General features: G+C 40.1%; 24 protein-coding genes and 1 pseudogene. 23 read left to right on the forward strand and 2 right to left on the reverse strand.

Annotation, left to right across the window (positions count from 1 at the left end; translation table 11 throughout):
- Positions 1–50: 50 nt before the first annotated feature.
- Entirely contained in the window at positions 51–413 is a 363-nt protein-coding gene (locus tag Fi14EGH31_RS12170) for a hypothetical protein (protein ID WP_117814053.1), read from the reverse strand.
- A 493-nt stretch (positions 414–906) separates the two neighbouring features.
- Here Fi14EGH31_RS12170 and Fi14EGH31_RS12175 point away from each other — a divergent pair, with 493 nt between their 5' ends.
- The 19 genes and pseudogenes from Fi14EGH31_RS12175 to Fi14EGH31_RS12265 all read left to right on the forward strand — a co-directional run bounded on the left by Fi14EGH31_RS12175 (position 907) and on the right by Fi14EGH31_RS12265 (position 18,924).
- Positions 907–4,008, forward strand: coding sequence for an SrtB-anchored collagen-binding adhesin (locus Fi14EGH31_RS12175; protein WP_234697790.1), 3,102 nt, complete (start codon positions 907–909; stop codon positions 4,006–4,008).
- Positions 3,999–4,325, forward strand: coding sequence for a YdcP family protein (locus Fi14EGH31_RS12180; RefSeq protein WP_200764855.1), 327 nt, complete (start codon positions 3,999–4,001; stop codon positions 4,323–4,325). Before Fi14EGH31_RS12175 ends, Fi14EGH31_RS12180 begins: the two co-directional genes overlap by 10 nt.
- Positions 4,326–4,340: 15 nt before the next feature.
- A complete protein-coding gene (locus tag Fi14EGH31_RS12185) occupies positions 4,341–4,727 on the forward strand; it encodes a YdcP family protein (protein ID WP_200764856.1) in 387 nt (128 codons plus the stop codon).
- Between the two features lie 81 nt (positions 4,728–4,808).
- Entirely contained in the window at positions 4,809–5,141 is a 333-nt protein-coding gene (locus Fi14EGH31_RS12190; protein ID WP_200764857.1) for a hypothetical protein, read from the forward strand.
- A 58-nt stretch (positions 5,142–5,199) separates the two neighbouring features.
- Positions 5,200–6,594 carry an FtsK/SpoIIIE domain-containing protein gene (locus tag Fi14EGH31_RS12195; protein WP_200765398.1) on the forward strand — a complete coding sequence of 465 codons (1,395 nt, stop codon included), beginning with the start codon at positions 5,200–5,202 and terminating at the stop codon, positions 6,592–6,594.
- Between the two features lie 183 nt (positions 6,595–6,777).
- Positions 6,778–7,974, forward strand: a complete 1,197-nt coding sequence (mobT, locus tag Fi14EGH31_RS12200) for a MobT family relaxase (protein WP_200764858.1) — start codon at positions 6,778–6,780, stop codon at positions 7,972–7,974.
- An 11-nt stretch (positions 7,975–7,985) separates the two neighbouring features.
- Entirely contained in the window at positions 7,986–8,129 is a 144-nt protein-coding gene (locus Fi14EGH31_RS12205; protein ID WP_009588273.1) for a DUF3789 domain-containing protein, read from the forward strand.
- Complete coding sequence (locus Fi14EGH31_RS12210) at positions 8,130–8,351, forward strand: hypothetical protein (protein WP_002317729.1); 222 nt, start codon at positions 8,130–8,132, stop codon at positions 8,349–8,351.
- An 86-nt stretch (positions 8,352–8,437) separates the two neighbouring features.
- Positions 8,438–8,650 carry a hypothetical protein gene (locus Fi14EGH31_RS12215; RefSeq protein ID WP_200764859.1) on the forward strand — a complete coding sequence of 71 codons (213 nt, stop codon included), beginning with the start codon at positions 8,438–8,440 and terminating at the stop codon, positions 8,648–8,650.
- Positions 8,647–9,144 (forward strand): antirestriction protein ArdA, encoded by a 498-nt coding sequence (locus Fi14EGH31_RS12220; RefSeq protein ID WP_200764860.1) that lies wholly within the window; start codon positions 8,647–8,649, stop codon positions 9,142–9,144. The genes Fi14EGH31_RS12215 and Fi14EGH31_RS12220 overlap by 4 nt, the downstream gene beginning before the upstream one ends.
- 15 nt (positions 9,145–9,159) lie before the next feature.
- Positions 9,160–9,666: an antirestriction protein ArdA gene (locus Fi14EGH31_RS12225; protein WP_455550741.1), complete on the forward strand. Its 507-nt coding sequence runs from the start codon at positions 9,160–9,162 to the stop codon at positions 9,664–9,666.
- Between the two features lie 115 nt (positions 9,667–9,781).
- Positions 9,782–10,180: a conjugal transfer protein gene (locus Fi14EGH31_RS12230; protein WP_077712158.1), complete on the forward strand. Its 399-nt coding sequence runs from the start codon at positions 9,782–9,784 to the stop codon at positions 10,178–10,180.
- Positions 10,158–12,608 carry a conjugal transfer ATPase TcpF gene (gene tcpF, locus Fi14EGH31_RS12235; RefSeq protein ID WP_200764861.1) on the forward strand — a complete coding sequence of 817 codons (2,451 nt, stop codon included), beginning with the start codon at positions 10,158–10,160 and terminating at the stop codon, positions 12,606–12,608. Before Fi14EGH31_RS12230 ends, tcpF begins: the two co-directional genes overlap by 23 nt.
- Positions 12,608–14,680: pseudogene (locus tag Fi14EGH31_RS12240) on the forward strand (CD3337/EF1877 family mobilome membrane protein); the annotation flags it as partial. The gene tcpF and the pseudogene Fi14EGH31_RS12240, both read left to right, overlap by 1 nt.
- Positions 14,681–14,685: 5 nt before the next feature.
- A complete protein-coding gene (locus Fi14EGH31_RS12245; protein ID WP_200764863.1) occupies positions 14,686–15,693 on the forward strand; it encodes a C40 family peptidase in 1,008 nt (335 codons plus the stop codon).
- Positions 15,694–15,709: 16 nt separating this feature from the next.
- Positions 15,710–16,612, forward strand: coding sequence for a conjugal transfer protein (locus tag Fi14EGH31_RS12250; RefSeq protein WP_200764864.1), 903 nt, complete (start codon positions 15,710–15,712; stop codon positions 16,610–16,612).
- 198 nt (positions 16,613–16,810) lie between these two features.
- The gene (locus tag Fi14EGH31_RS12255) at positions 16,811–17,632 is read left to right on the forward strand and encodes a MerR family transcriptional regulator (RefSeq protein WP_200764865.1); all 822 of its coding nucleotides are present in this window, start codon (positions 16,811–16,813) and stop codon (positions 17,630–17,632) included.
- Between the two features lie 77 nt (positions 17,633–17,709).
- Positions 17,710–18,699: a serine hydrolase domain-containing protein gene (locus tag Fi14EGH31_RS12260; RefSeq protein ID WP_118116515.1), complete on the forward strand. Its 990-nt coding sequence runs from the start codon at positions 17,710–17,712 to the stop codon at positions 18,697–18,699.
- Positions 18,700–18,924, forward strand: a complete 225-nt coding sequence (locus Fi14EGH31_RS12265) for a hypothetical protein (protein WP_200764866.1) — start codon at positions 18,700–18,702, stop codon at positions 18,922–18,924. It begins immediately after the preceding gene.
- A 93-nt stretch (positions 18,925–19,017) separates the two neighbouring features.
- On the opposite strand, the gene Fi14EGH31_RS12270 is transcribed toward Fi14EGH31_RS12265, so the two are convergent.
- Positions 19,018–19,377 (reverse strand): helix-turn-helix transcriptional regulator, encoded by a 360-nt coding sequence (locus Fi14EGH31_RS12270; protein WP_009588264.1) that lies wholly within the window; start codon positions 19,375–19,377, stop codon positions 19,018–19,020.
- Between the two features lie 510 nt (positions 19,378–19,887).
- Between Fi14EGH31_RS12270 and Fi14EGH31_RS12275 the strand changes: the two genes are divergently transcribed.
- The 4 genes from Fi14EGH31_RS12275 to Fi14EGH31_RS12290 all read left to right on the forward strand — a co-directional run bounded on the left by Fi14EGH31_RS12275 (position 19,888) and on the right by Fi14EGH31_RS12290 (position 22,670).
- Complete coding sequence (locus tag Fi14EGH31_RS12275) at positions 19,888–20,307, forward strand: RNA polymerase sigma factor (RefSeq protein ID WP_009588276.1); 420 nt, start codon at positions 19,888–19,890, stop codon at positions 20,305–20,307.
- Positions 20,304–20,537, forward strand: coding sequence for a helix-turn-helix domain-containing protein (locus tag Fi14EGH31_RS12280; protein ID WP_009588285.1), 234 nt, complete (start codon positions 20,304–20,306; stop codon positions 20,535–20,537). The genes Fi14EGH31_RS12275 and Fi14EGH31_RS12280 overlap by 4 nt, the downstream gene beginning before the upstream one ends.
- 468 nt (positions 20,538–21,005) lie before the next feature.
- Positions 21,006–21,206, forward strand: coding sequence for a helix-turn-helix domain-containing protein (locus tag Fi14EGH31_RS12285; RefSeq protein ID WP_226853985.1), 201 nt, complete (start codon positions 21,006–21,008; stop codon positions 21,204–21,206).
- Between the two features lie 18 nt (positions 21,207–21,224).
- Complete coding sequence (locus Fi14EGH31_RS12290) at positions 21,225–22,670, forward strand: site-specific integrase (RefSeq protein WP_200764867.1); 1,446 nt, start codon at positions 21,225–21,227, stop codon at positions 22,668–22,670.
- Positions 22,671–22,743 lie beyond the last annotated feature (73 nt).

Below are 22,743 nucleotides of genomic sequence, written 5' to 3' on the forward strand. Positions count from 1 at the left end.
ACTGTCCTACAATCTTTTTTTGCATTAAATTTAAAATATCATATCCTCTTTTATATGTACAAAAAAATTATTCTTAATCCAAATAAAAATAAAAATATTCCTAAAATCATATAAGAAGTAACATATTCTTCATCTTCATAAACAATATGTAATCTTTCATCATAATAAAAGAAGTCAATATCTCCTACTTCTTTTTTATAATCATGTCCTTTGGTTTTATATTTTACATTCGTTCCTTGATGAATAGATTGATAACAATATATATACGTAATTTCATAAACACTAACAGGTGATTTATATACAGATGTTAATTCCATAGGAATCATTTTAAAATTATCTTTGAAAATAAAATAGTTTAACCCCTTCAATATATTAAATGCACCCTTTATAGTAAATAAAAAACCTATTATCATATTCAACCTCATCTATTGTAATTAATTGAACTATTTAAACAATCATCTACATTACACATTTCTTTCTATCAATTTTTATTTATTATTTTCACTTCTATTGCCAAATTTCAATTAATAAAAAAGCCTTGAAAATCAAGACTTTTTAATCATATTGGCGTCCTCGAGGTGATTCGAACACCCGATCTATCGCTTAGGAGTTCTCTGTGAACCGTGATAGCTAGAAGTTCGATTATCCTCTTGGGAGCGTTTAATGCCGTAAATTAAAGCATAAGTGCTTGTTATGTTTAGTTGTTGATATTCTCTGATGTACCCTCATACACCGTAGAGTGTTAGCAAGCTGTTAGCAACAAAACCTTATTCAAAGCTCTAATTTACAAGTTGCTATACAAAAAATATAAATCATTTATCACTAGAAATCAAGATACTCGTATGTTATAGACGTTCAGAAATGAGCGTCTATTTTTATACCCAAAATGAAAGGAGCATTAGATTTATGAAAAAGATATTGAAACGATTGTGTACGGGCGTACTTACCCTAGCGACTGTCGTTACCACCTTACCGAGTACACCCGTTCATGCGGAAAGCAAGCAATACTGGACGCAATCCAATGAGCGTGTCGGTATCGTTGAAAAAGTGATGAATGACGGTTCGATTGGTTCTACCTTTAACGAGGGGCATTTGACCGTTGAGGGCGAGGACGCTTACTGTATCGACATTAACACAGACTTCAAAAATGGTTATAAGACGAGAGCTGACGCAAGCTCACGCATGACTGCCGACCAGATAAGCGACGTTGCCTTATCCATTGAATATGTAAAACAGTACACAGACAGCCACAGCGGAATAAGCAACAATCACGCCTACCTTTTAAGACAGCTTGTGGTCTGGCAGAGATTAAGCGTTCATCTGGGCTGGCAATGCGACAACGTGCGAGCTTCTTATGATGAAATTTCAAAAGCAACGCAGGACGAAGTATTCGCAGGAGCAAAAGCCTTTGTCAAAGAAAACAAAGGACGCTATGAATGTGGCGGTTATATCTACTCTGGCGAGGGGCAGGAACTCGGACAGTTCTGGGCGAACTTAAACGTCGGAAATGCCACATTGAAGAAATCTTCCAGTAATGCCAGCATTACAGAGAACAACACCAACTATTCAATCGCTGGTGCAACATACGGTGTCTTTGCTGATAAAGACTGTAACGAACAGCTTGCCACCCTTACGACTGATAGTAACGGTAATACAGAGATTGTAGAAGTTAAAGCAGGAACAGTTTATATCAAGGAATTATCTGCTCCGCAAGGATATAAGGTTGATGATACGGTCTATTCCTTAAAGGTAGAAGTCGGAAAAACAGCGACCTTGAATGTATCTGATACACCGAAAGTAACAGACACTTTGATTGAGCTTTTCAAAATCGACATGGAAACGCAGAAAGACAACCCACAAGGGAACGCTTCTCTGGCAGGTGCGGAGTTTACATGGAAATATTATGACGGCTACTACAACAAGAACAATCTTCCAGAAAAAGCTACTCGTACATGGACGACAAAGACAATCGCTGAAAAGGACAGCGACGATACAATCCATTATGTTACAAAATTAGCGGACGCTTACAAGGTAGCTGGCGACAGTTTCTATATGCAGGGCGGAAAAGCGGTTCTTCCTTTAGGAACGCTAACCGTTGAGGAAACAAAAGCTCCAAACGGTTACTTGTTAGAGGGTGCATATATGCAGGCTGGCGATAAGTCCGAACAGATGAAAGGCTTATATGTAACACAGATTACCGAGGACGGCGACCTTGCCGTATTGACTGGAAGTAACCAGTTTTCCGTATCAGATAAAATCATTCGTGGCGGTGTGAAAATCCAGAAACGAGATTTAGAAACGGGCGATACCAAACCACAAGGAAGTGCTACTTTGAAAGATACTGCCTTTGACATCATTTCCTTAAATGACAATACAGTATTGGTTGAGGGCAAGCTATACAAGAAAAATGAAGTGGTAAAAACAATCCATACGGATATTGAGGGTATCGCTTCTACTTCTGCCGACCTTTTACCTTATGGAAACTTCCGTATCGTTGAGAGTGAAGCTCCCGACGGTTACTTGACAGACGGTGCAAAGCCGATTGACTTTTCAATCACAGAAAATGGAAAAATCGTAGATTTAACCGACAAAGCACACTCTATCTACAATCAAGTGAAACGTGGCGATATTGAGGGCGTAAAAATCGGTGCAGGCACACACAAGCGTCTTGCTGATGTTCCGTTTAGGATCACAAGCAAGACGACGGGCGAAAGTCATATCGTGGTAACTGATGATAACGGGCAGTTCTCCACTTCTGCTGACTGGGCTAGTCATAAGCACAATACTAATGCAGGCAAAACAAGCGAGGACGGTGTATGGTTTGGAACTTCTGAACCAGACGACAGCAAAGGTGCATTACCTTATGATACTTACATCATTGAAGAACTGAGATGTGAAAGCAACAAAGGCTTTGAGCTTATCCCACCATTTGAAATCGTAGTATCAAGAAATAACCGTGTGATTGATTTAGGGACTTTGACTGATGAATACGAAAAAGAAATCACAATCCATACCACAGCAACCAGCAAGGACGGCGAAAAGACAATCCTTGCAGGAAAAGAGGTAACAATCGTTGATACGGTCAAATTAGACGGTTTGAATAAAGGCACTAAGTATCAGCTTGTAGGCTGGCAAATGCTGAAAGAAGAAAACGCCGAGCTTATCATTGACGGAAAGCGTGTAGAAAACGACTATACCTTTGTCGCTGATGATGAAGCTATGAAAGTGGAAATTGCTTATACATTCAATGCGTCCGAGCTTGGCGGTAAAAATCTGGTAACATTTGAGGAATTATACGATTTGAGCAATCCAGACGAACCCGTAAAAATTGCGGAACACAAGGACATTGAGGACGACGGGCAGACTGTTTTAATTACAGAACGTATCATCAAGATACATACGACCGCTACCGATAAGGACGGCAACAAAGAGATTGAAGCAGGAAAAGACGTTACAATCGTTGATACGGTTACTTTAGAGGGCTTGGAAATCGGCACAAAGTATCAGTTGAAAGGCTGGCAGATGTTGAAAGAAGAAAACGCTGAACTTCTTATCAATGGAAAGCGTGTAGAGAATAACTATACCTTTATCGCTGATAAAGAAAGTATGAAAGTAGAGATTTCCTTTACCTTTGACGCTTCTTCTCTTGGCGGTAAACAGCTTGTAACCTTTGAAGAATTGTATGATGTAAGCAATCCAGATGAACCGAAAAAGGTTACGGAACACAAAGACATTGAGGACGACGGGCAGACGGTTACTGTCAAAGAAGTACCAGAAACGCCCGAAGAACCGAAAGAACCAGAGAAACCAGAAACACCACAGACACCCGATACACCAAAGAAAACAGACAGTCCCAAAACGGGCGACAGCACAAATCTTATGGCGTTTATCGTGATGTTGATTGCTTCTGGCGGTGGACTTGCTGGTACTTCCTTAACCGCCAGAATAAGAAATCACAATCAATTTATCAAAAATAGAAAGAAACGAGGTAAAACACTATGGAAATGAAATATGTCGTGCCAGATATGGCACAGTCTTTTGGAACACTTGAATTTGCAGGCGAAAGCGACCATGTTTTTGACAGAGATAAAGATAACCGCAGATTTTTCGCAAGAAGAAGTTACAACCTTTATTCTGACGTACAGAAAGGCGAAAATGTTGTGGTGGAAATTCCCGTGCAGGCTGGCGAAAAGCATTTCAAGTATGAACAGAAAGTAAAACTTGTCAATCCGAAGTTATACGGCAGAGGTTACGCAATCGGGGATATGGGACATACCGATTATGTGTTGCTTGCTGATGATATTGTAACAGTTGAAGAAAAGTAAAGGAGTGAAGAAACTATGAGATTATCAAACGGATTTGTTATTGACAAAGAGAAAACATTTGGAGAATTGAAATTTACAGCGGTGCGTGATGTGTTCTTGCAGAATGAGGACGGGACACCGAGTACCCAGCTTAAAAAGCGTATCTATGATTTGAAGTGCAGTCTGCATGGTGGAATTATCCCCGTGTCCGTACCGCCAGAAGTACCGTTAAGGGAATTTCCATACAACGCAGTCGTGGAGCTTGTCAATCCAGTAGCCGACACTGTATCAAGAAAGATTTTTGGCGGTGCAGAGGTGGACTGGTATGTAAAGGCAGAGGATATTGAGTTGAAGAATAAAGGCAACCAGAACGCAGGCAGTCCACAGAACCATACATCGCAGGGACAACCAAAAAGTAAATAATGAAATTCTCTTGTCATTGCTGTAATTATTCTTGAATGTTATAATATGAAATATAACAACTTTTAAGAAAGGATTGATAATATGACAAAAGAAGAATTTGAAAAATTTTCTGCTTCTCAATCTGCATTAAGAGATTATATGGACTTTAGAGATACTAATGCTTTTATGCATGAAGCCAGAGTTCTATTTTCCACCTATGCAAATCCAGTATGTAGTAAAATATTTAAGGTTATTCCTATGATTGATACTAACTACTCTTTTGTAGAAATTATTGGAGATGAAGAATTTGCAAGAGATTTAAAACCCAGATATACAAACTTGGATAGCGAATTTATATTTATCAATGGTACATTACGAATTATATCTAAAGATGTATGGGGAAAATCTATTGAAATTGATGTAAGTGCAATTTAGTATTAAGCGGTTAGTCTTTACGATTGACCGCTTTTTCCATGTAAAGAAAGGAGCATTTGTGACATTCTACAAATACAAGGGAAAGCGTATCAGAGCCAGCGACAAAGGCTTAGTATATCGTTTCTGTGCTGGTACACTTCTGTTTGTATTCGTGGCAGTTCTTTTGCTACTGAATATGAAACAGCTCATGCGTACCGATTGGGAGCATTTCAGCTTGTTAGAGAACGGCTTGACGCTCTCCCCTTACAACTTCATAACCATACTGATAGCGACTGGTATTTGTGCATTGGTCGCTTTTCTGTATTACCGCTTCTGTTGCGACAGTTTCAAGAAGCTCCTGCACCGTCAAAAGCTGGCAAGAATGATACTGGAAAATAAGTGGTATGAAGCCGATACCGTTCAAGACAGCGGTTTTTTTACTGACCTGCAAAGCAGATCAAGGGAAAAAATCGTCTGGTTTCCAAAGATTTACTATCAAATGGAAAAGGGACTGCTTCATATCCGCTGTGAAATTACATTAGGAAAATATCAAGACCAGCTTTTACGGTTAGAGGATAAATTGGAAAGTGGCTTGTATTGCGAGCTGACCGACAAGGCCCTGCATGACGGCTATATCGAATATACCCTGCTTTATGATATGATAGCAAACCGCATTACCATTGATGAAGTACGGGCAGAAAACGGCTGTCTTAGACTGATGAAAAATCTTGTCTGGGAATATGACGCACTTCCTCACGCCCTTATCGCTGGTGGAACTGGTGGCGGTAAAACATACTTTTTGCTGACACTCATTGAAGCCTTACTGCATACTGACGCTGTCCTTTACATCTTAGACCCGAAGAACAGCGACCTTGCAGACTTGGGAACAGTCATGCCGAACGTCTATCACACCAAAGAAGAAATGATAGATTGCGTCAATGCTTTTTATGAGGGAATGGTACAAAGAAGCGAGGAAATGAAGCGACACCCGAACTATAAGACGGGCAAAAACTACGCCTATCTGGGACTGCCACCCTGCTTTCTTATCTTTGATGAATATGTGGCATTTTTTGAAATGCTGGGGACAAAAGAAAGCGTAAACCTACTTAGCCAGTTAAAGAAAATCGTTATGTTGGGACGACAAGCAGGTTATTTCCTTATCGTTGCCTGCCAGCGACCAGACGCAAAGTATTTCTCGGACGGGATAAGGGATAATTTCAACTTTCGTGTAGGACTGGGGCGTATCAGTGAACTTGGTTACGGTATGCTGTTTGGTTCAGATGTGAAAAAGCAGTTTTTCCAGAAGCGTATCAAGGGGCGTGGCTATTGTGATGTGGGAACAAGCGTTATCAGCGAATTTTACACGCCTTTAGTCCCGAAAGGACATGATTTTTTACAGATAATCGGTTCTCTTGCACAAGCAAGGCAGGACGGGACGGCGACGTGCGAAGCGAAAGGCGACGGCACGGACTAGCCGTTGCTGGTGTGGCGTAAGCCATGCCAGCAGGTAAAACCCCTCGGTATCTAACAGAGGGGTACGTTTGCAAATAGACAATAGACAAAAAACATAGGAAACATAAGGCTTCTGGCATGGTTTTCTTGCAAAAATCGGCTGTGAAGTCGCTTTAAAAAACTTCACACTTTACAGATTGGGGGTATGGTTCTGAATGAAGAACAAGGGATAAAAGAATTACGGGACAAACGGATTGCTTACGGTATCTCACAAGGCAAGCTGGCGGTGGCTTCTGGTATTACAAGGGAATATCTCAACAAGATAGAAAGCGGAAAAATGAAACCGTCAAAGGAACTTCTGAATACTCTGCATAAGGAACTGGCAAGGTTCAATCCAGAAGCACCGCTTACCATGCTGTTTGATTATGTGAAAATTCGTTTTCCTACGCTGGATATACAGCATATCATCAAAGACATATTAAAACTGAATATCTATTATATGCTCCATGAAGATTACGGGCATTACAGTTACACGGAGCATTATTCTTTAGGGGACATCTTTATCTATACGTCGGCTGACGAGGAAAAAGGTGTCCTTTTAGAGTTAAAGGGGCGTGGTTGCCGACAGTTTGAATGTTACCTGCTGGCACAACAAAGAAGCTGGTATGACTTCCTCATGGACGCATTGGTAGACGGTGGCGTGATGAAGCGTATCGACCTTGCTATCAACGACCATACGGGCATTTTAGATATTCCAGAGCTTGCGGAAAAATGCAGGAAACGGGAATATATCGGAAAGTCCAGAAGCTACAAATATTACCAGTCGGGCGAGCTTATCAAGCACAGAGAGGACGAAAAAGAATATATGGGGCACACCCTTTATCTTGGTTCGCTGAAATCTGATGTGTATTTCTGTATCTATGAAAAGGACTATGAGCAGTACGTCAAGTTAGGGACACCGCTTGATGAAGCGGACATTATCAACCGTTTTGAGATACGGCTTCGCAATGAACGTGCTTATTATGCGGTACGGGATTTGCTGACCTATTATGACGCTGAACAGACCGCCTTTTCTATCATCAATCAGTATGTACGGTTTGTTGATGAAGAACCAGACAAGCGGAAAAATGACTGGAAACTCAATGACCGCTGGGCTTGGTTTATCGGCGATAACAGACAGAGTTTGAAATTGACGACAAAGCCAGAGCCTTACACCTTAGACCGCACATTGCGTTGGGTGCAACGGCAGGTAGCCCCAACCTTGAAAATGCTGAAAAAGATTGATAAGGGAAACGGTACAGACTACATGGAAATGATTGAACAGCAGGCAAAGCTCACAGAAAAGCATGAAATGATAATCAAACAGCAGACGACCCCTGCAAAAGATTTAGTGGAAAGTTAGGAGTGATGAAAATGTGGGAATTAGGAAAAGACTTACTGCTGGTATCGCTTGGAATGGGTATCGGCGTAGTCTTGATGTGTATTATAAGCGTCGGCAAGGAAGCTGACAGACACATGGAAGAAATCAAAGAAAACAAAGAAAGTGAGGACAATTAAATGAATTTCGGACAAAATTTGTATCAATGGTTTTTAAGCAACGCACAGTCATTAGTGTTAATGGCAATCGTGGTAATCGGTATCTATTTAGGGTTCAAGCGTGAGTTTTCAAAACTTATCGGCTTCTTGGTGGTTGCCCTTGTTGCCGTCGGATTGGTGTTCAATGCTGGTGGTGTAAAAGATGTGTTGCTGGAGCTGTTCAATAAGATTATCGGTGCATAAAACATTGTGAAAAGCGGTTTTTCTTTCGGGATTGACCGCTTTTTTCTTACCCAAATTTAAGATTTATCAAGATTGGAAGTGATACATTGAATGATATTTTTACGGATATGCAGGCAAAAATCGGCTGTCAATATATTTCAGACCTGCCCTACAAACGTCGTGCGGTGTGGTTTGAATTAAAGCGTATCTGCCTTGCTGATTATCCGACGAAACAATTAGAAGATTTTACACGCTATGTATTCGGCGTTCCCTATGCCGTCATAGCAGAAGCATTGAAGAAAGGACGTGAAAACGCATGAATGAATTAAGGGTGTGTATCGAAAGCACACAAGCAACCAATGAGGAATTGTTGTCCGCTTGGTTTACCCTGCCGATTGACGAGGAAGAATTTTTAGAAAAGTTAGGGGTAGACGCTGAAAGCGAGAACTACCGCATTGTAGACAAAGCACTTCCCTTTTCTGATGATGTACGGGAAGATACCAGCGTCGAAAGGCTCAATGACCTTTATTCCACCTATGCAAGTCTGCCAGCGGATTTGCAAGAAGATTGTGCGGAGCTGTTATGCTGGTTTACTGACCTTGACGAACTGCACAGCCACCGAAATGACATTATCCATTATTCATGGTGCAAGAACATGGCTGATGTAGCGAAACATCTGTTAGACCATGACCCTACCTTTGCTGGCATTGAGGAACGGCTTATCAAATATTTTGACTTTGAAGCCTACGGACAATATCTGGACGACAACGGACATTTCGTGGAAACGGAACACGGCATTTATGAACTACCCTAGAAATGAGGTGGTCTGATGAGTATTGATGATATGGCAGTCTATATCGTAAATTTAGGCGATTATGTTGAGGGCGGTGTCAAAGGAGCTTGGTTTCGTTTTCCCTTAAATGAGGAAGAAATCAGAGAACGTATCGGCTTAAACGGACGCTATGAAGAATACGCTATCCATGATAGCGAAAACTTCCCCTGCGAGCTGGAAGAATATACGTCCATTGATGAACTGAACCGTATCTATGAACTGATACAAGACTTTCCAGAGGAAGTATTGGATAAGCTGGACGATTTTGTTTCTTATTACGGAAGTGTCGAGGAACTGGCAGACCATATCGACGATATTATCTGCTATTCTGGGTGCAACAGTATGGAAGATGTAGCATATGAAAAGATTTATAACGAAAATGCACTTGGCGAGATACCGCCTGCCCTCTACCATTACATAGACTGTGAAGCCTACGGCAGAGATATTGAAATTCAAGATTACTTCGTAAAAACAAGATACGGTATGTGTGAAATCAAACGATAAGCTGGAAGATCAGCAACATATATGGTTGCTACTGACAGCGTATTTCTCTTTAAGGGACAGTCTGAAAATGGCTGTCCTTTTCTCATTTAGAACTTACGAAAGGAGCTGAAAGAACTTGAAAAAGATTAAATCTTATACGGGTATCTGGAACGTGGAAAAAGTCTTGTATGCAATCAACGACTTCAATTTACCCTTTCCCGTTACCTTTACACAGATTACATGGTTTGTGATTACGGAATTTATCATCATTCTGTTTGGGGACTTACCGCCACTTTCCATGATTGAGGGGGCGTTTCTAAAATACTTCGGTATTCCCGTTTTCCTCACTTGGTTTATGAGCCAGAAAACCTTTGACGGCAAGAAGCCTTACAGCTTTCTAAAATCACAGATTACTTATGCGTTGCGTCCCAAAATCACTTATGCAGGAAAAGCCGTGAAACTGGATAAGCAGATACTACATGAAAATATCACGGCAGTAAGGAGTGTGAACTATGTTCCCGATAAAATATATTGACAACAACCTTGTCTGGAACAAGGACAATGAGGTGTTCGCTTACTATGAGCTGATACCCTACAACTATTCTTTTCTATCCGCAGAAGAAAAGTTTATCGTGCATGACAGCTTTCGCCAGCTTATCGCACAGTCCCGTGAGGGTAAAATCCATGCCTTGCAGATAGCGACAGAAAGCTCCATACGAAGTATGCAGGAACAATCCAAACGATTAGTAACGGGGAAACTTCGTGAAGTGGCATTAGAAAAAATAGACGAACAGACCGAAGCGTTGGTATCTATGATTGGGGACAATCAAGTGGACTACCGCTTTTTTCTTGGCTTTAAGCTCATGGTTACGGAAGAACAGCTCAATCTGAAGAACATCAAAAAATCGGCGTGGCTGACATTCAAGGAATTTCTGCATGAAGTCAATCACACGCTGATGAACGACTTTGTTTCCATGCCGAATGATGAAATCAACCGCTATATGAAAATGGAAAAGCTGTTAGAAAACAAAATATCAAGACGTTTCAAGGTGCGACGCTTGGAAACGAACGACTTCGGGTATCTCATAGAACATCTTTACGGCAGGAACGGTGTCGCTTATGAAGATTATGGGTATCAGCTACCAAAGAAGAAATTTAAGAGAGAAACGCAGATAAAATATTATGACCTTATTCGTCCGACAAGATGTGTGATTGAGGAAAGCCAGCGGTATTTACGATTGGAACATGAGGACAAGGAAAGCTATGTGTCCTATTTTACCGTCAATGCGATTGTAGGCGAGCTTGATTTTCCGTCCTCTGAAATCTTCTATTTCCAGCAACAGCAATTTACCTTTCCCGTCGATACGTCCATGAATGTAGAAATCGTAGAAAACAGAAAGGCGTTATCCACTGTCCGCAATAAGAAAAAGGAATTGAAAGATTTGGATAATCACGCCTATCAAGCTGGAAGTGAAACCAGTTCAAACGTGGTGGACGCATTAGACAGCGTGGACGAGCTGGAAACCGATTTAGACCAGACAAAAGAAAGTATGTATAAGCTGTCCTATGTGATACGGGTATCGGCTGACAGTCTGGACGAGTTGAAACGCCGTTGTGATGAAGTCAAGGACTTTTACGACGACCTCAATGTGAAGCTGGTGCGTCCTGCTGGGGATATGTTAGGGCTACATTCTGAATTTTTACCAGCCAGCAAGCGATATATCAATGATTATGTGCAGTATGTCAAAAGTGATTTTCTAGCTGGGCTTGGCTTTGGAGCGACCCAGCAGTTAGGCGAAACGTCGGGTATCTATATTGGATATTCCGTTGATACGGGAAGAAATGTGTACTTACAGCCCTCTCTTGCCAGTCAAGGAATTAAAGGCACTGTTACCAATGCGTTAGCGTCTGCTTTTGTCGGTTCGCTTGGCGGTGGAAAGTCGTTTTGCAACAATCTTCTTGTTTATTACTCTGTTCTCTTTGGGGGACAAGCGGTTATCTTAGACCCAAAATCCGAGCGTGGAAACTGGAAAGAAACACTCCCAGAGATAGCCCATGAAATCAATATTGTAAACCTAACCAGCGACAAGGACAATGCAGGACTGCTTGACCCGTTCGTGATTATGAAGAATGTGAAAGACGCTGAAAGTCTGGCAATCGACATTTTGACATTCCTTACGGGTATTTCCTCTAGGGACGGCGAAAAGTTCCCCGTACTTCGTAAGGCGGTTCGTGCCGTTACCCAAAGCGACAGTCGGGGCTTACTTCATGTGATAGACGAGCTATGCCGTGAAGATACGCCAGTATCAAAGAACATTGCCGACCATATCGACAGTTTCACAGACTACAATTTTGCACATCTTCTGTTTTCAGACGGAACAGTGGAAAATGCAATCAGTCTGGATAATCAATTAAACATCATTCAAGTAGCCGACCTTGTACTGCCAGATAAGGACACGACCTTTGAGGAATACACGACTATTGAATTATTATCGGTATCTATGCTCATTGTCATTAGTACCTTTGCCCTTGATTTTATCCATAGCGACCGTTCTATCTTTAAGATTGTAGACCTTGACGAAGCGTGGGCGTTCTTAAATGTGGCACAAGGCGAAACCTTATCAAATAAGCTGGTGCGTGCTGGACGTGCAATGCAGGCAGGCGTTTATTTCGTTACACAATCTTCTGGCGACGTGTCAAAAGAAAGTCTGAAAAACAATATCGGCTTGAAATTCGCCTTTCGTAGTACGGACATTAACGAGATAAAACAGACCTTAGAGTTTTTCGGTATCGACAAGGACGACGAGAACAACCAGAAACGCTTGCGTGATTTAGAGAACGGACAATGTTTATTGCAGGACTTATACGGACGTGTCGGTGTGGTGCAGATACACCCCGTCTTTGAAGAACTGCTACACGCCTTTGATACCAGACCACCAGTGAAAAGAAATGAGGTGGAGTGATGAAAGAAAGGATAAAAGGTGCGTTCACAAAAAAGAAGATACTTCACTTTGTCAAAATGGCTCTGTTCGTCGTGGCACTTTCCCTTATCCTGCTTTCACTTCTGGGGACGGTGGCTCATGCGACGGGGCTTGTGGACGACACTATCAATGCAGAAAATCTTTATTCCAAATATCCCCTTTCCAATTACCAGCTTGATTTTTATGTGGATAATAGCTGGTCGTGGTTGCCGTGGAACTGGCTGGACGGTATCGGAAAATCGGTGCAGTACGGGCTTTACTGCATTACGAACTTTGTCTGGACTATCAGTTTATATTTAAGCAATGCAGCGGGTTATGTGGTGCAGGAAGCCTACAAGCTGGATTTTATCAATGATATGGCAGACAGTATCGGGAAAAGCATACAGACCTTAGCAGGCGTTACCGAGAACGGCTTTTCCTCTACGGGATTTTATGTGGGATTTCTACTGCTGATTATCTTAGTGGTGGGAATGTATGTTGCCTATACGGGACTTATCAAACGGGAAACCAGCAAGGCATTACACGCCGTTATCAACTTTGTTGTGGTGTTCATTCTGTCCGCTTCGTTTATTGCCTATGCTCCCGACTACATAAAGAAAGTCAATGACTTTTCAAGCGACATCAGCACCGCTTCGCTGGACTTGGGAACAAAAATCATGCTCCCCAACTCTGACAGCGAGGGCAAGGACAGCGTGGACTTGATACGGGACAGCTTGTTTTCCATTCAAGTACAACAGCCGTGGCTCTTGCTTCAATTTGGCAACAGTAACGCAGAGGAAATCGGTACAGACCGTGTAGAAGCTCTGGTATCGGCAAGTCCAGAGGACGAGGACGGCGAAACAAGAGAGGAAGTCGTAAAAACAGAAATTGAGGATAACGACAACAACAATCTGACGATACCGCAGGTCATTAACCGCTTGGGTATGGTGTTCTTTCTCTTGTTCTTTAATCTTGGTATCACGATATTTGTATTCTTGCTTACGGGCATGATGATATTTAGCCAGATACTTTTTATTATCTTTGCAATGTTCTTGCCTATCAGCTTTTTACTCTCCATGATACCGAGCTATGAAAGCATGGCAAAGCAGGCAATCGTAAGGGTATTTAATACCATAATGACACGGGCAGGAATTACCCTCATTGTAACGGTTGCTTTCAGCATTTCCAGTATGTTTTACAACATTTCCGCAGACTATCCGTTCTTTATGATAGCGTTCTTACAGATAGTGTGCTTTGCTGGTATCTACATGAAGCTGGGCGACTTAATGAGTATGTTCAGCTTAAACGCTGGCGACAGTCAAAGCATGGGACGCAGAATATTCCGCAGACCGTATCTGTTTATGCGACATAGGGCTAGGCGTATGGAACACCGTATCGCAAGGGCTGTAAGTGCTGGCGGTATTACGGGCGGTGTGGCTGGTGCGGTAGCTGGAAGTGCCGTTGCTGGCAAGCGGACAGAAAGAAAAAATACGGCTTCTAAAGAAAATCGGGGCAATACCGCTTCCAGCATGGGACAGCGTGCAGGCTCAAAGGTGGGTGCAGTCTTAGATACAAAAAATAAAGTCAAAGACAAGGCAAACGCTGTCAAAGAGAATATCAAAGATATGCCGACACAGACCGCTTATGCCGTCCACTCCGCAAAGGAAAAGGCAAAGTCCAGTATTTCCGATTTCAAGCGTGGTATCGTGCAGGAACAGAAAGAACGACAATCGGGACGTTTAGAAAAACAACAACAGCATAGACAGAATATCGCAGACAAGCGTATGGAGCTTCAAAAGGCACAAGAAGCAAGGCAGGAAAGAACGCATACGGACGGATCAGCGACAAAAGGAGCTACCCGTCCACATGAACGACCAGCCACAACCGCAAAGCCGAGCGTTGAAAAAATGCAGGAAGTCAAACGCCCTGCCACAACGACCACTTCAAAAGCAAGTGAGCCAGTCAAGACAAATGTTGTGAAAGAACGTCCGCTATCTTCGGGTGGTTCTGATGTGAAAACTCCACTGACAAACCATAGGAATGTAGAAAAGACCGTATTACAGAAAGGACGAAAGAAAAAATGAGATTGAAGCATATCGCCATGATTGGCAGTCTGTTTCCTATCCTCATTTCCATTGTGCTGTTTTTCGGGGTGCTGATTAGTGCAGAGGACGACGACGGGGGCGGTAACTATTCTTCTTCCTTTGGCGGTATGAACCTATCCGCAGAAGTGTTGAAACATCAACCTATGGTGGAAAAGTACGCCAGAGAATACGGTATCTCCGAGTATGTCAATGTCCTGCTGGCTATCATTCAAGTAGAAAGTGGCGGTACGGCAGAAGATGTCATGCAGAGTTCGGAAAGTCTTGGTTTACCGCCTAATTCTTTAGATACAGAAAGCTCAATCAAGCAAGGGTGTAAATATTTTGCGTCCTTGCTTTCTTCCTGCAAAAGTCAAGGTATCGACGATTTGAATGTAGCGATACAATCCTATAACTATGGCGGTGGCTATGTGGGGTATGTGGCAGGAAAAGGCAAGAAGCATACATACAATCTTGCGGAAAATTTCGCAAAAGAAAAATCGGGTGGAAAGAAAGTAACCTATACGAACCCTATCGCTGTGGCGAAAAATGGGGGCTGGCGGTACAGCTACGGCAACCAATTTTACGTTGAATTAGTCAATCAGTATTTGACTATTCCTCAAATATCGGGCGAACTGGCACAAAAGGTTATGAATGAAGCATTGAAATATCAAGGGTGGAAATATGTGTACGGCGGTAGCAACCCCAACACTTCCTTTGACTGTTCGGGGCTGACGCAATGGTGCTATGGAAAAGCTGGTATTTCTTTACCGAGAACGGCACAAATGCAGTATGACGCAACCCAGCATATCCCCTTATCGCAGGCAAAGGCTGGCGACTTGGTATTTTTTCATTCCACCTATGACGCAGGAAGTTATGTAACCCACGTCGGTATCTATGTAGGAAATAACCAGATGTACCATGCTGGCGACCCGATAGGATATGCAGACCTAACGAATAGTTACTGGCAACAGCACTTAATCGGTGCAGGACGAGCAAAACAATAGAAAGGACTTGAAAAATATGTTTAAGAAGAATAAGAAACAGACAGAAAATGTCAAAGAAAAAAAGGTGCGTACTTTCAAAGTAGGCACACATAAAAAATCCGTGATTGCATTGTGGGCGGTGCTTATCGCAAGTGTGAGCTTTGGCGTATATAAGAACTTTACCGCTATTGATATGCACACGGTACACGAAACAGAAACAATCCAGTTACGATTACATGATACCAGCGGTATTGAAAATTTCGTGAAGAACTTTGCGAAGTCCTATTATACATGGAATAACAGCAAAGAAGCGATTGAAGCAAGGACGCAGGCAATCAGCGGTTATCTGACAAAGGAATTGCAGGACTTGAATGTGGATACAATCAGAACAGATATACCGACCAGCTCCACGGTAACAGATGTGCTTGTATGGAGCATTGAACAGTCTGGCACGGACACTTTTTCTGCTACCTACGAAGTAGATCAGCAGATAAAAGAGGGAGAACAGACAAGCAATGTGAAAGCAACCTATACGGTAAAAGTCCATGTGGACGCTGACGGAAATATGGTAATCGTTCAGAACCCTACCCTTGCCCCAGCAATCGAAAAATCAGACTATGAACCAAAGACACCAGAAGCAGACAACAGCGTAGACGCTGATACAATCAATGACGCTATCGCTTTTCTGGAAACATTCTTTAAGCTGTACCCGACAGCGACAGAAAAGGAGCTTGCCTACTATGTATCGGGAAATGTGCTTGACCCTATCGGCAGGGACTACCTTTATTCTGAATTGGTAAATCCAATATTCACAAAGGACGGGGACAATGTGAAAGTCAATGTTGCTGTGAAATTCCTTGATAATCAGACAAAGGCAACTTTAGTTTCGCAGTATGAACTTGTATTGCATAAGGATAGTAACTGGAAGATTATAGGATAATAAGTTAGACAAAGGTTTGTATACTACTTTTTAGTAGCGTATAAGCCTTTGTCAGAAACTACTAAAAGGTTGGAAATTCATTTCTTATCATGTTATTTTAGGTGTAAGTAAGGGATAGTGGATAAAATTACTGCATTGACTTTCCCCTTACGTCAAGGTGTAACATGAGAATAGAAGTAAGTTGAGAGGAGGATATTTATGTTATCTATTGGTGAATTTTCAAAGATATGTAAAGTTTCTACAAAAACACTTCGTTATTATGATGAAATTGGACTTATAAATCCCAGTAAAATCAATCAAGAGAATGGTTATAGATATTATTCCATTGAGCAATTAGAAACTATGTTACTTATAAACCGTTTAAAACAGTATAATTTTTCTTTGGAAGAAATCAAAGCGATTATTACATCAGAAGAAATACCAAATGAAAAATTATCCATAGAGCTTTATAAGAAAAAGTCAGAATTAGAAAAGCAAATACAGATATATTCACAAATTACAGAACAATTAAATGAGGATATAGCAGTTTTGAAACAAGGAAAATCAATCATGTCTTATTTGAATAAGATTGATGTACAACTTGTTGAAATACCAACTATGTATTTGGTTTCTGTTCGTAAAATGGTTTATAAGTTTGAAATGGAAGAACAATACGCTTGTTGTTTTAATTCAATATTAAGAAAAATTCAACATGACAAATTAACTGTCAATGCTCCACCTATGGTACTTTATCATAGTGATGAGTTTACTCCTTTGGGTTTGGACACAGAATTTGCTATTCCAGTAGAAGAATTTGTTACGGGAACTCGAGATTTTCGCCCCGGACTATGCTTAAAAACAACTTTACATGGCAGATATTCTAATTTGCCTTCTATTTATACGAAACAATGTGAATGGGCAGAGCAGAACGGTTATGAAAATAATGGTCCGCTTTATGAAGTTTATATTACCGATTTGACACAAACTTCAAACGAAGATGAACTTATAACTGAAATTTATTATCCAGTAAAAAAGAAATAGGTATACATCAAAGATTAAAATTTTTGTGAATAGAAGTTTCAGATACAATAACGTGAAATGGAGATGAGATTGATACTATGAATAGAAAAGAACTACACGATTTTATTAAAGAGAAACAGCCTAATATCTGTCAAATATCATGCTACAAAGACGGTAAAGAAGTTTATTCTGATGAATGGAATAATTATAAAAAAGGAGATGCTTGTCATGTTATGTCTGCAACCAAAAGTATCGTAGCATTACTTGTAGGAATAGCACTTGATAAAGGATTTATAAAAAGCATAGACCAACCCGTATTAGATTTTTTCCCTGAATATAAAATTAAAAGAGGAGAAAAAACAATTCAAAAAGTTACAATCAAGCATTTACTGACTATGACTGCACCATATAAGTATAAGTACGAACCGTGGACTAAAATTTGCTCAAGTGATGATTGGACTGTTTCAGCTTTAGATTTTCTAGGTGGAAGAAAAGGATTGACTGGACAATTTAAATACTCAACTTTAGGCATACATATACTAACTGGTATTATATCGAAAACGAGTGGTCTAAAAGTTGTGGACTTTGCAAATAAGTTTTTATTTGAACCCATTGGAGTAGAAAAACATATAAATTATTTAGCGGAAACTGCCGAAGAACATAAACACTTTACCATGTGTAAAGACCCACAAAAAAACATATGGTTTTGCGACCCAAAAGGAATAGGAACAGCAGGCTATGGTTTATGCTTTTCTGCAACAGACATGGCAAAAATTGGACAGCTTTGCTTAGATAAAGGAGTTCATAAAGGGAAACAAATTATATCATCTAAATGGATTGAAGAAATAACAAAGCCAAATTATAAATGTGGAGAAGAATATAGAAATATGTCTTATGGGTATCTTTGGTGGATTGTGAATGAAAATGTATATGCAGCCATAGGAAATAGTGGGAATGTTATATATGTAAATTCGTCAGAAAATATAGTGATAGCAGTTACATCATATTTTAAGCCAACAATATTCGACCGTATAGATTTTATACAAAAGTATATTGAGCCATTTATTACTATTAGGAGAACTTTGTAAATGATGGGATTAAAAAAACGAGATATAAAAAAGGCATTAAAAGCTGGTGCAAAAGCTGGCGGTGTATCATTGGCTGATGTTCGGGCTGATATTGAAGCAACGATTGATGAAGCTATGAATAGTACCGACCCAGAGGTGCAGGCAAATTTCAAAAAGTATTTTGGAAATAAACGCCCTACACCAGAAGAATATATTTACAAGATTACGAAAAAGACAAAGGTTTAATCTAATATTGTTTGCTACCTGCGGAGCAGATCAGCAAACAAAAGCTAGTAGAGAACGCTACTAAAAAGAAAAATAGGGAAAACAAGAAGCTGATTACTTCTTGCTTTCCCTGCTATTCAAGATACCGTCAATCGTACCTTGAATGATTTTTAATTCGTTATCACTCAATAAGTCAAGTGATGTTTCTATCTGACGGCGAGCTGTGCTTTTCTCAACTTTCTCTGGTGGATAGAAATATTCATCAACCGATATATTGAACATGGTAACTAAATCATGGAATAATTGAAAACTTGGGTGTGAACCGATATTTTCAATATCTGCGATATGGCGTTCTCCATAGAATACCTTATCGCCTAAATCATTACGGGATAGCCCTGCTTTTTCACGGGCTTCTCTGATTGCCAGTCCTAACGGTCTGAAATCAAAGGTTTGTGTTTCTTTATTTTTTCTCATTTTAAACCACCTAGCATGAGTTTAAACTTCATGCCATGTATTTAGAATGTGTTAAAAGTGCATATAGTATGCAGTAATAATTCAAAAGATATTATCGTGTGCGGTAAATAAAAAAAACCGTTCTTAGATAATATGCTTTTGCACGTCTTAAAAACGATAACGGGACGGTTTTGGATATAACCAAAGCTGTCCTTTTCTTTTGGTATAGCTCTGGTTTGAGGGGGCTATGCCATGATTACATATAGAAGAACGCTACGTCGTTCTCAACTGGATAATTATTTCTGTCTAGTGCTTCAATCATCATACCCATTACATGAGTTAAAAATTCATATAAATAGTATTTATATAACAGCCTGTTTGTGTAGTTACATTCAAATGGGCTGTTTTTATTTTATAGAAATAATTTTTTGAAAATCTTGGTAGTTTGACACCTCTTTGGGAAGTTAGGGTGCGGAAAGGGGGAAATGAACAAAAGTTCATTTCAATCCAGCACGGAAAGGAGGTGAGCAAATGAAAACATCTTCTTTCAAACAAGCCATTGAAGCACAGTTTGATTGTCTTTCAAAAAAGGTTATCAAACGAGCTGTCAAAAAAGGCTATCGTGATATGAAGCGACGTGAAAAACGAGAATGTCCATTTTCTGATATTCCAGATTATGAGCAGGAACGCTTTGGAACATTTGATAAATACGAAAGTGATTACACCGTATTTAACATTTTAGGCATTGAAGTATGGGTTGAGGACGACCAGCTAAGCGAAGCTCTTAAAACATTGACAGAAAAGAAACGCAACATTATTTTGTTGTCCTACTTTATGGATATGTCCGATAGTGAAATCAGCGAATTTATCAAAATCCCACGTTCTAACGTCCAATATCATAGAACAAAAACACTTGAAACAATGAAAAAAATCATGGAGGAACGTAAATGAAGAAACATGAGCATTTGCCTTTTGAGGTAATCTTATCAGCCACAGAGGGCGAACCAGAAGCAGTTGAAACCGTTTTGAAGTTTTATGACGGTTACATTTCCAAATTATGCCTGCGTAAATTGTATGACGAATACGGTAATGTTTGCATGGTTGTGGACGCTGATTTAAAAAACAGAGTTCAGACAGCATTGCTTGATATGCTGATGAATTTTGAAATTGTAGTGATGTAGTACATATAAGTGAAGTTTGGTACTTCCCCCTTTCCTGCCACTTCACTTGTCATTCTATTAAAATCAATTTGACTAGAATTGATTTTGATAGGCTGAATAGCCGATAGTTCTTTGAAAATTGAATAAAGCAGACAGATACGTTTGTGAGGTAGCAAGCCACGGGGACTGTACGCCATGACCTTTCCAAAAGAAAGCGAGCGACCCACGCAGTGATCCGAGAGCGACCGTTGGAAAAGCCGCTTTGCCACGACCTACCCTCACAGAATAATGATACGTCCGCATGGTGCGGTTCTGCCCACAAGAATGGGAATAGTTGAGATACTAACGGAGCTTTCCAAAGCCGTCTGTCTGCTTATAATTTATAGTTACAGCAACAAAATCTATCTTCTCATTTTATTTAGGTGTGTTATAATTGTCTTGTTAGACGAGTGTATTTTGTTGCTGTCACAAATGAAAGGGGTCTTAATAGTGATAAGTGATACACAAAATGCACAATCTCCTACAAAGGATAAAAAGACTTATACAGTAGAGGAAATTGCTGAACAACTGGACATTAGCAAAAAGGTAGCTTATTCATTGGTAAAAAGCGGTCAATTCAGTTATGTTCGTGCTGGTAAAGCCATACGGGTATCAAAGGTTTCTTTCGATAAATGGTTAAATGGAATTTAACTATAAGGAGAGAAAATTATGGCTTCAATCAAACAAAGAAAATCAAGTTTTTCAGTTATTTATTGGTATTTAGATAGTGCAGGAGAGAGAAAGCAAAAATGGGACACGTTGGAAACAAGAAAAGAAGCGAAACAGCGAAAAGCCTTTATAGAATACTATCAAGAGAAATTTGGATATGTGCTAGTTCCTTTAGAAGAACAATTTGCACACCAGATTGAAAATTCTAAAAAAGAGTTAGATGTTGTAGACAAAGATATTACATTGCGTGATTTCCTAGAAATTTTTGTTAATCTATACGGCACATCTAAATGGTCGCCGAGTACATTTAGTGGTAAGGTAGGCAGTATTGAAAATTATATCAATCCGATTATCGGAGATTGGAAACTGAATGAAATAACTACAAAAAGCCTATCAAAATACTACAATGATTTATTGAGCGTTCCAGAAGTACCACGGGCAAACAGAAAAGCAACTGGTCGTTGTGTTCAACCAGCAAACATCAAGAAAATACATGATATTATCCGCTGTGCCTTAAATCAAGCTATCCGCTGGGAGTATATTGATACAAACAAAAGAAACCCTGCGTCTTTGGCTACGTTACCAAAAATTCCAAAGACTAGGCGAAAAGTGTGGAGTGTTCAAACATTTCGAGAAGCGGTAAAAGCCACGGAAGATGATTTACTTTCAATTTGTATGCACTTAGCTTTTTCCTGCTCTATGCGAATTGGAGAAATTACAGGACTTACATGGGAAGATGTTATTCTTGATGAAGAGTCCATTGCTACAAATAATGCAAAGGTAATCATCAATAAAGAACTTTCAAGAGTAAATGCAGAAGCTATGCAGAAATTAAAGGAAAAGGATATTTTAAAGATTTTCCCAACGCAAAAACCGCATTGTACCACAAGGCTTGTCTTGAAAACGCCAAAAACAGAAACAAGTAATCGTGTTGTCTGGTTACCTAAAACAGTTGCGGAACTATTGGTGCAATATAAAAAAGACCAGCAGGAATTAAAGGAATTTCTAGGAAGTGCCTACAATGATTACAACCTTGTTATTGCGTTAGATAATGGCAATCCCGTGGAAAGCCGTATTGTTAGAGATAGGTTTCAAAAGCTCTGTGAAGAAAACGATTATGAAGTTGTGGTATTTCACAGCCTACGCCATTTAAGTACGGGTTATAAACTCAAAATGACAAACGGAGATGTTAAATCCGTACAAGGCGATACTGGTCATGCAGAAGCAGAAATGGTTACAGATGTCTATTCAGAAATTATTGACGAGGACAGACGTTTCAATGCACAAAAAATGGATAAAGAATTTTATTCTACGCTTAATGATGATACAGACAATCCAAAGCAAGATACAGACTTAACAGATAGTGATATGGCATTATTGGAACTAATTAAATCTTTATCGCCAGAGATGAAAGCACAGCTTTTAAAGCAAACACTCCAAAAATAAATTTTCAAAAGTGTTAGCAAATTTCAAAAAAACCAGCGATTTTTCTTCAAAAATAAAAAAGTGTTAGCAAGCC

This window comes from Faecalibacillus intestinalis, from assembly GCF_015097455.1.
Classification (GTDB): Bacteria; Bacillota_I; Bacilli_A; order Erysipelotrichales; family Coprobacillaceae; genus Faecalibacillus; species Faecalibacillus intestinalis.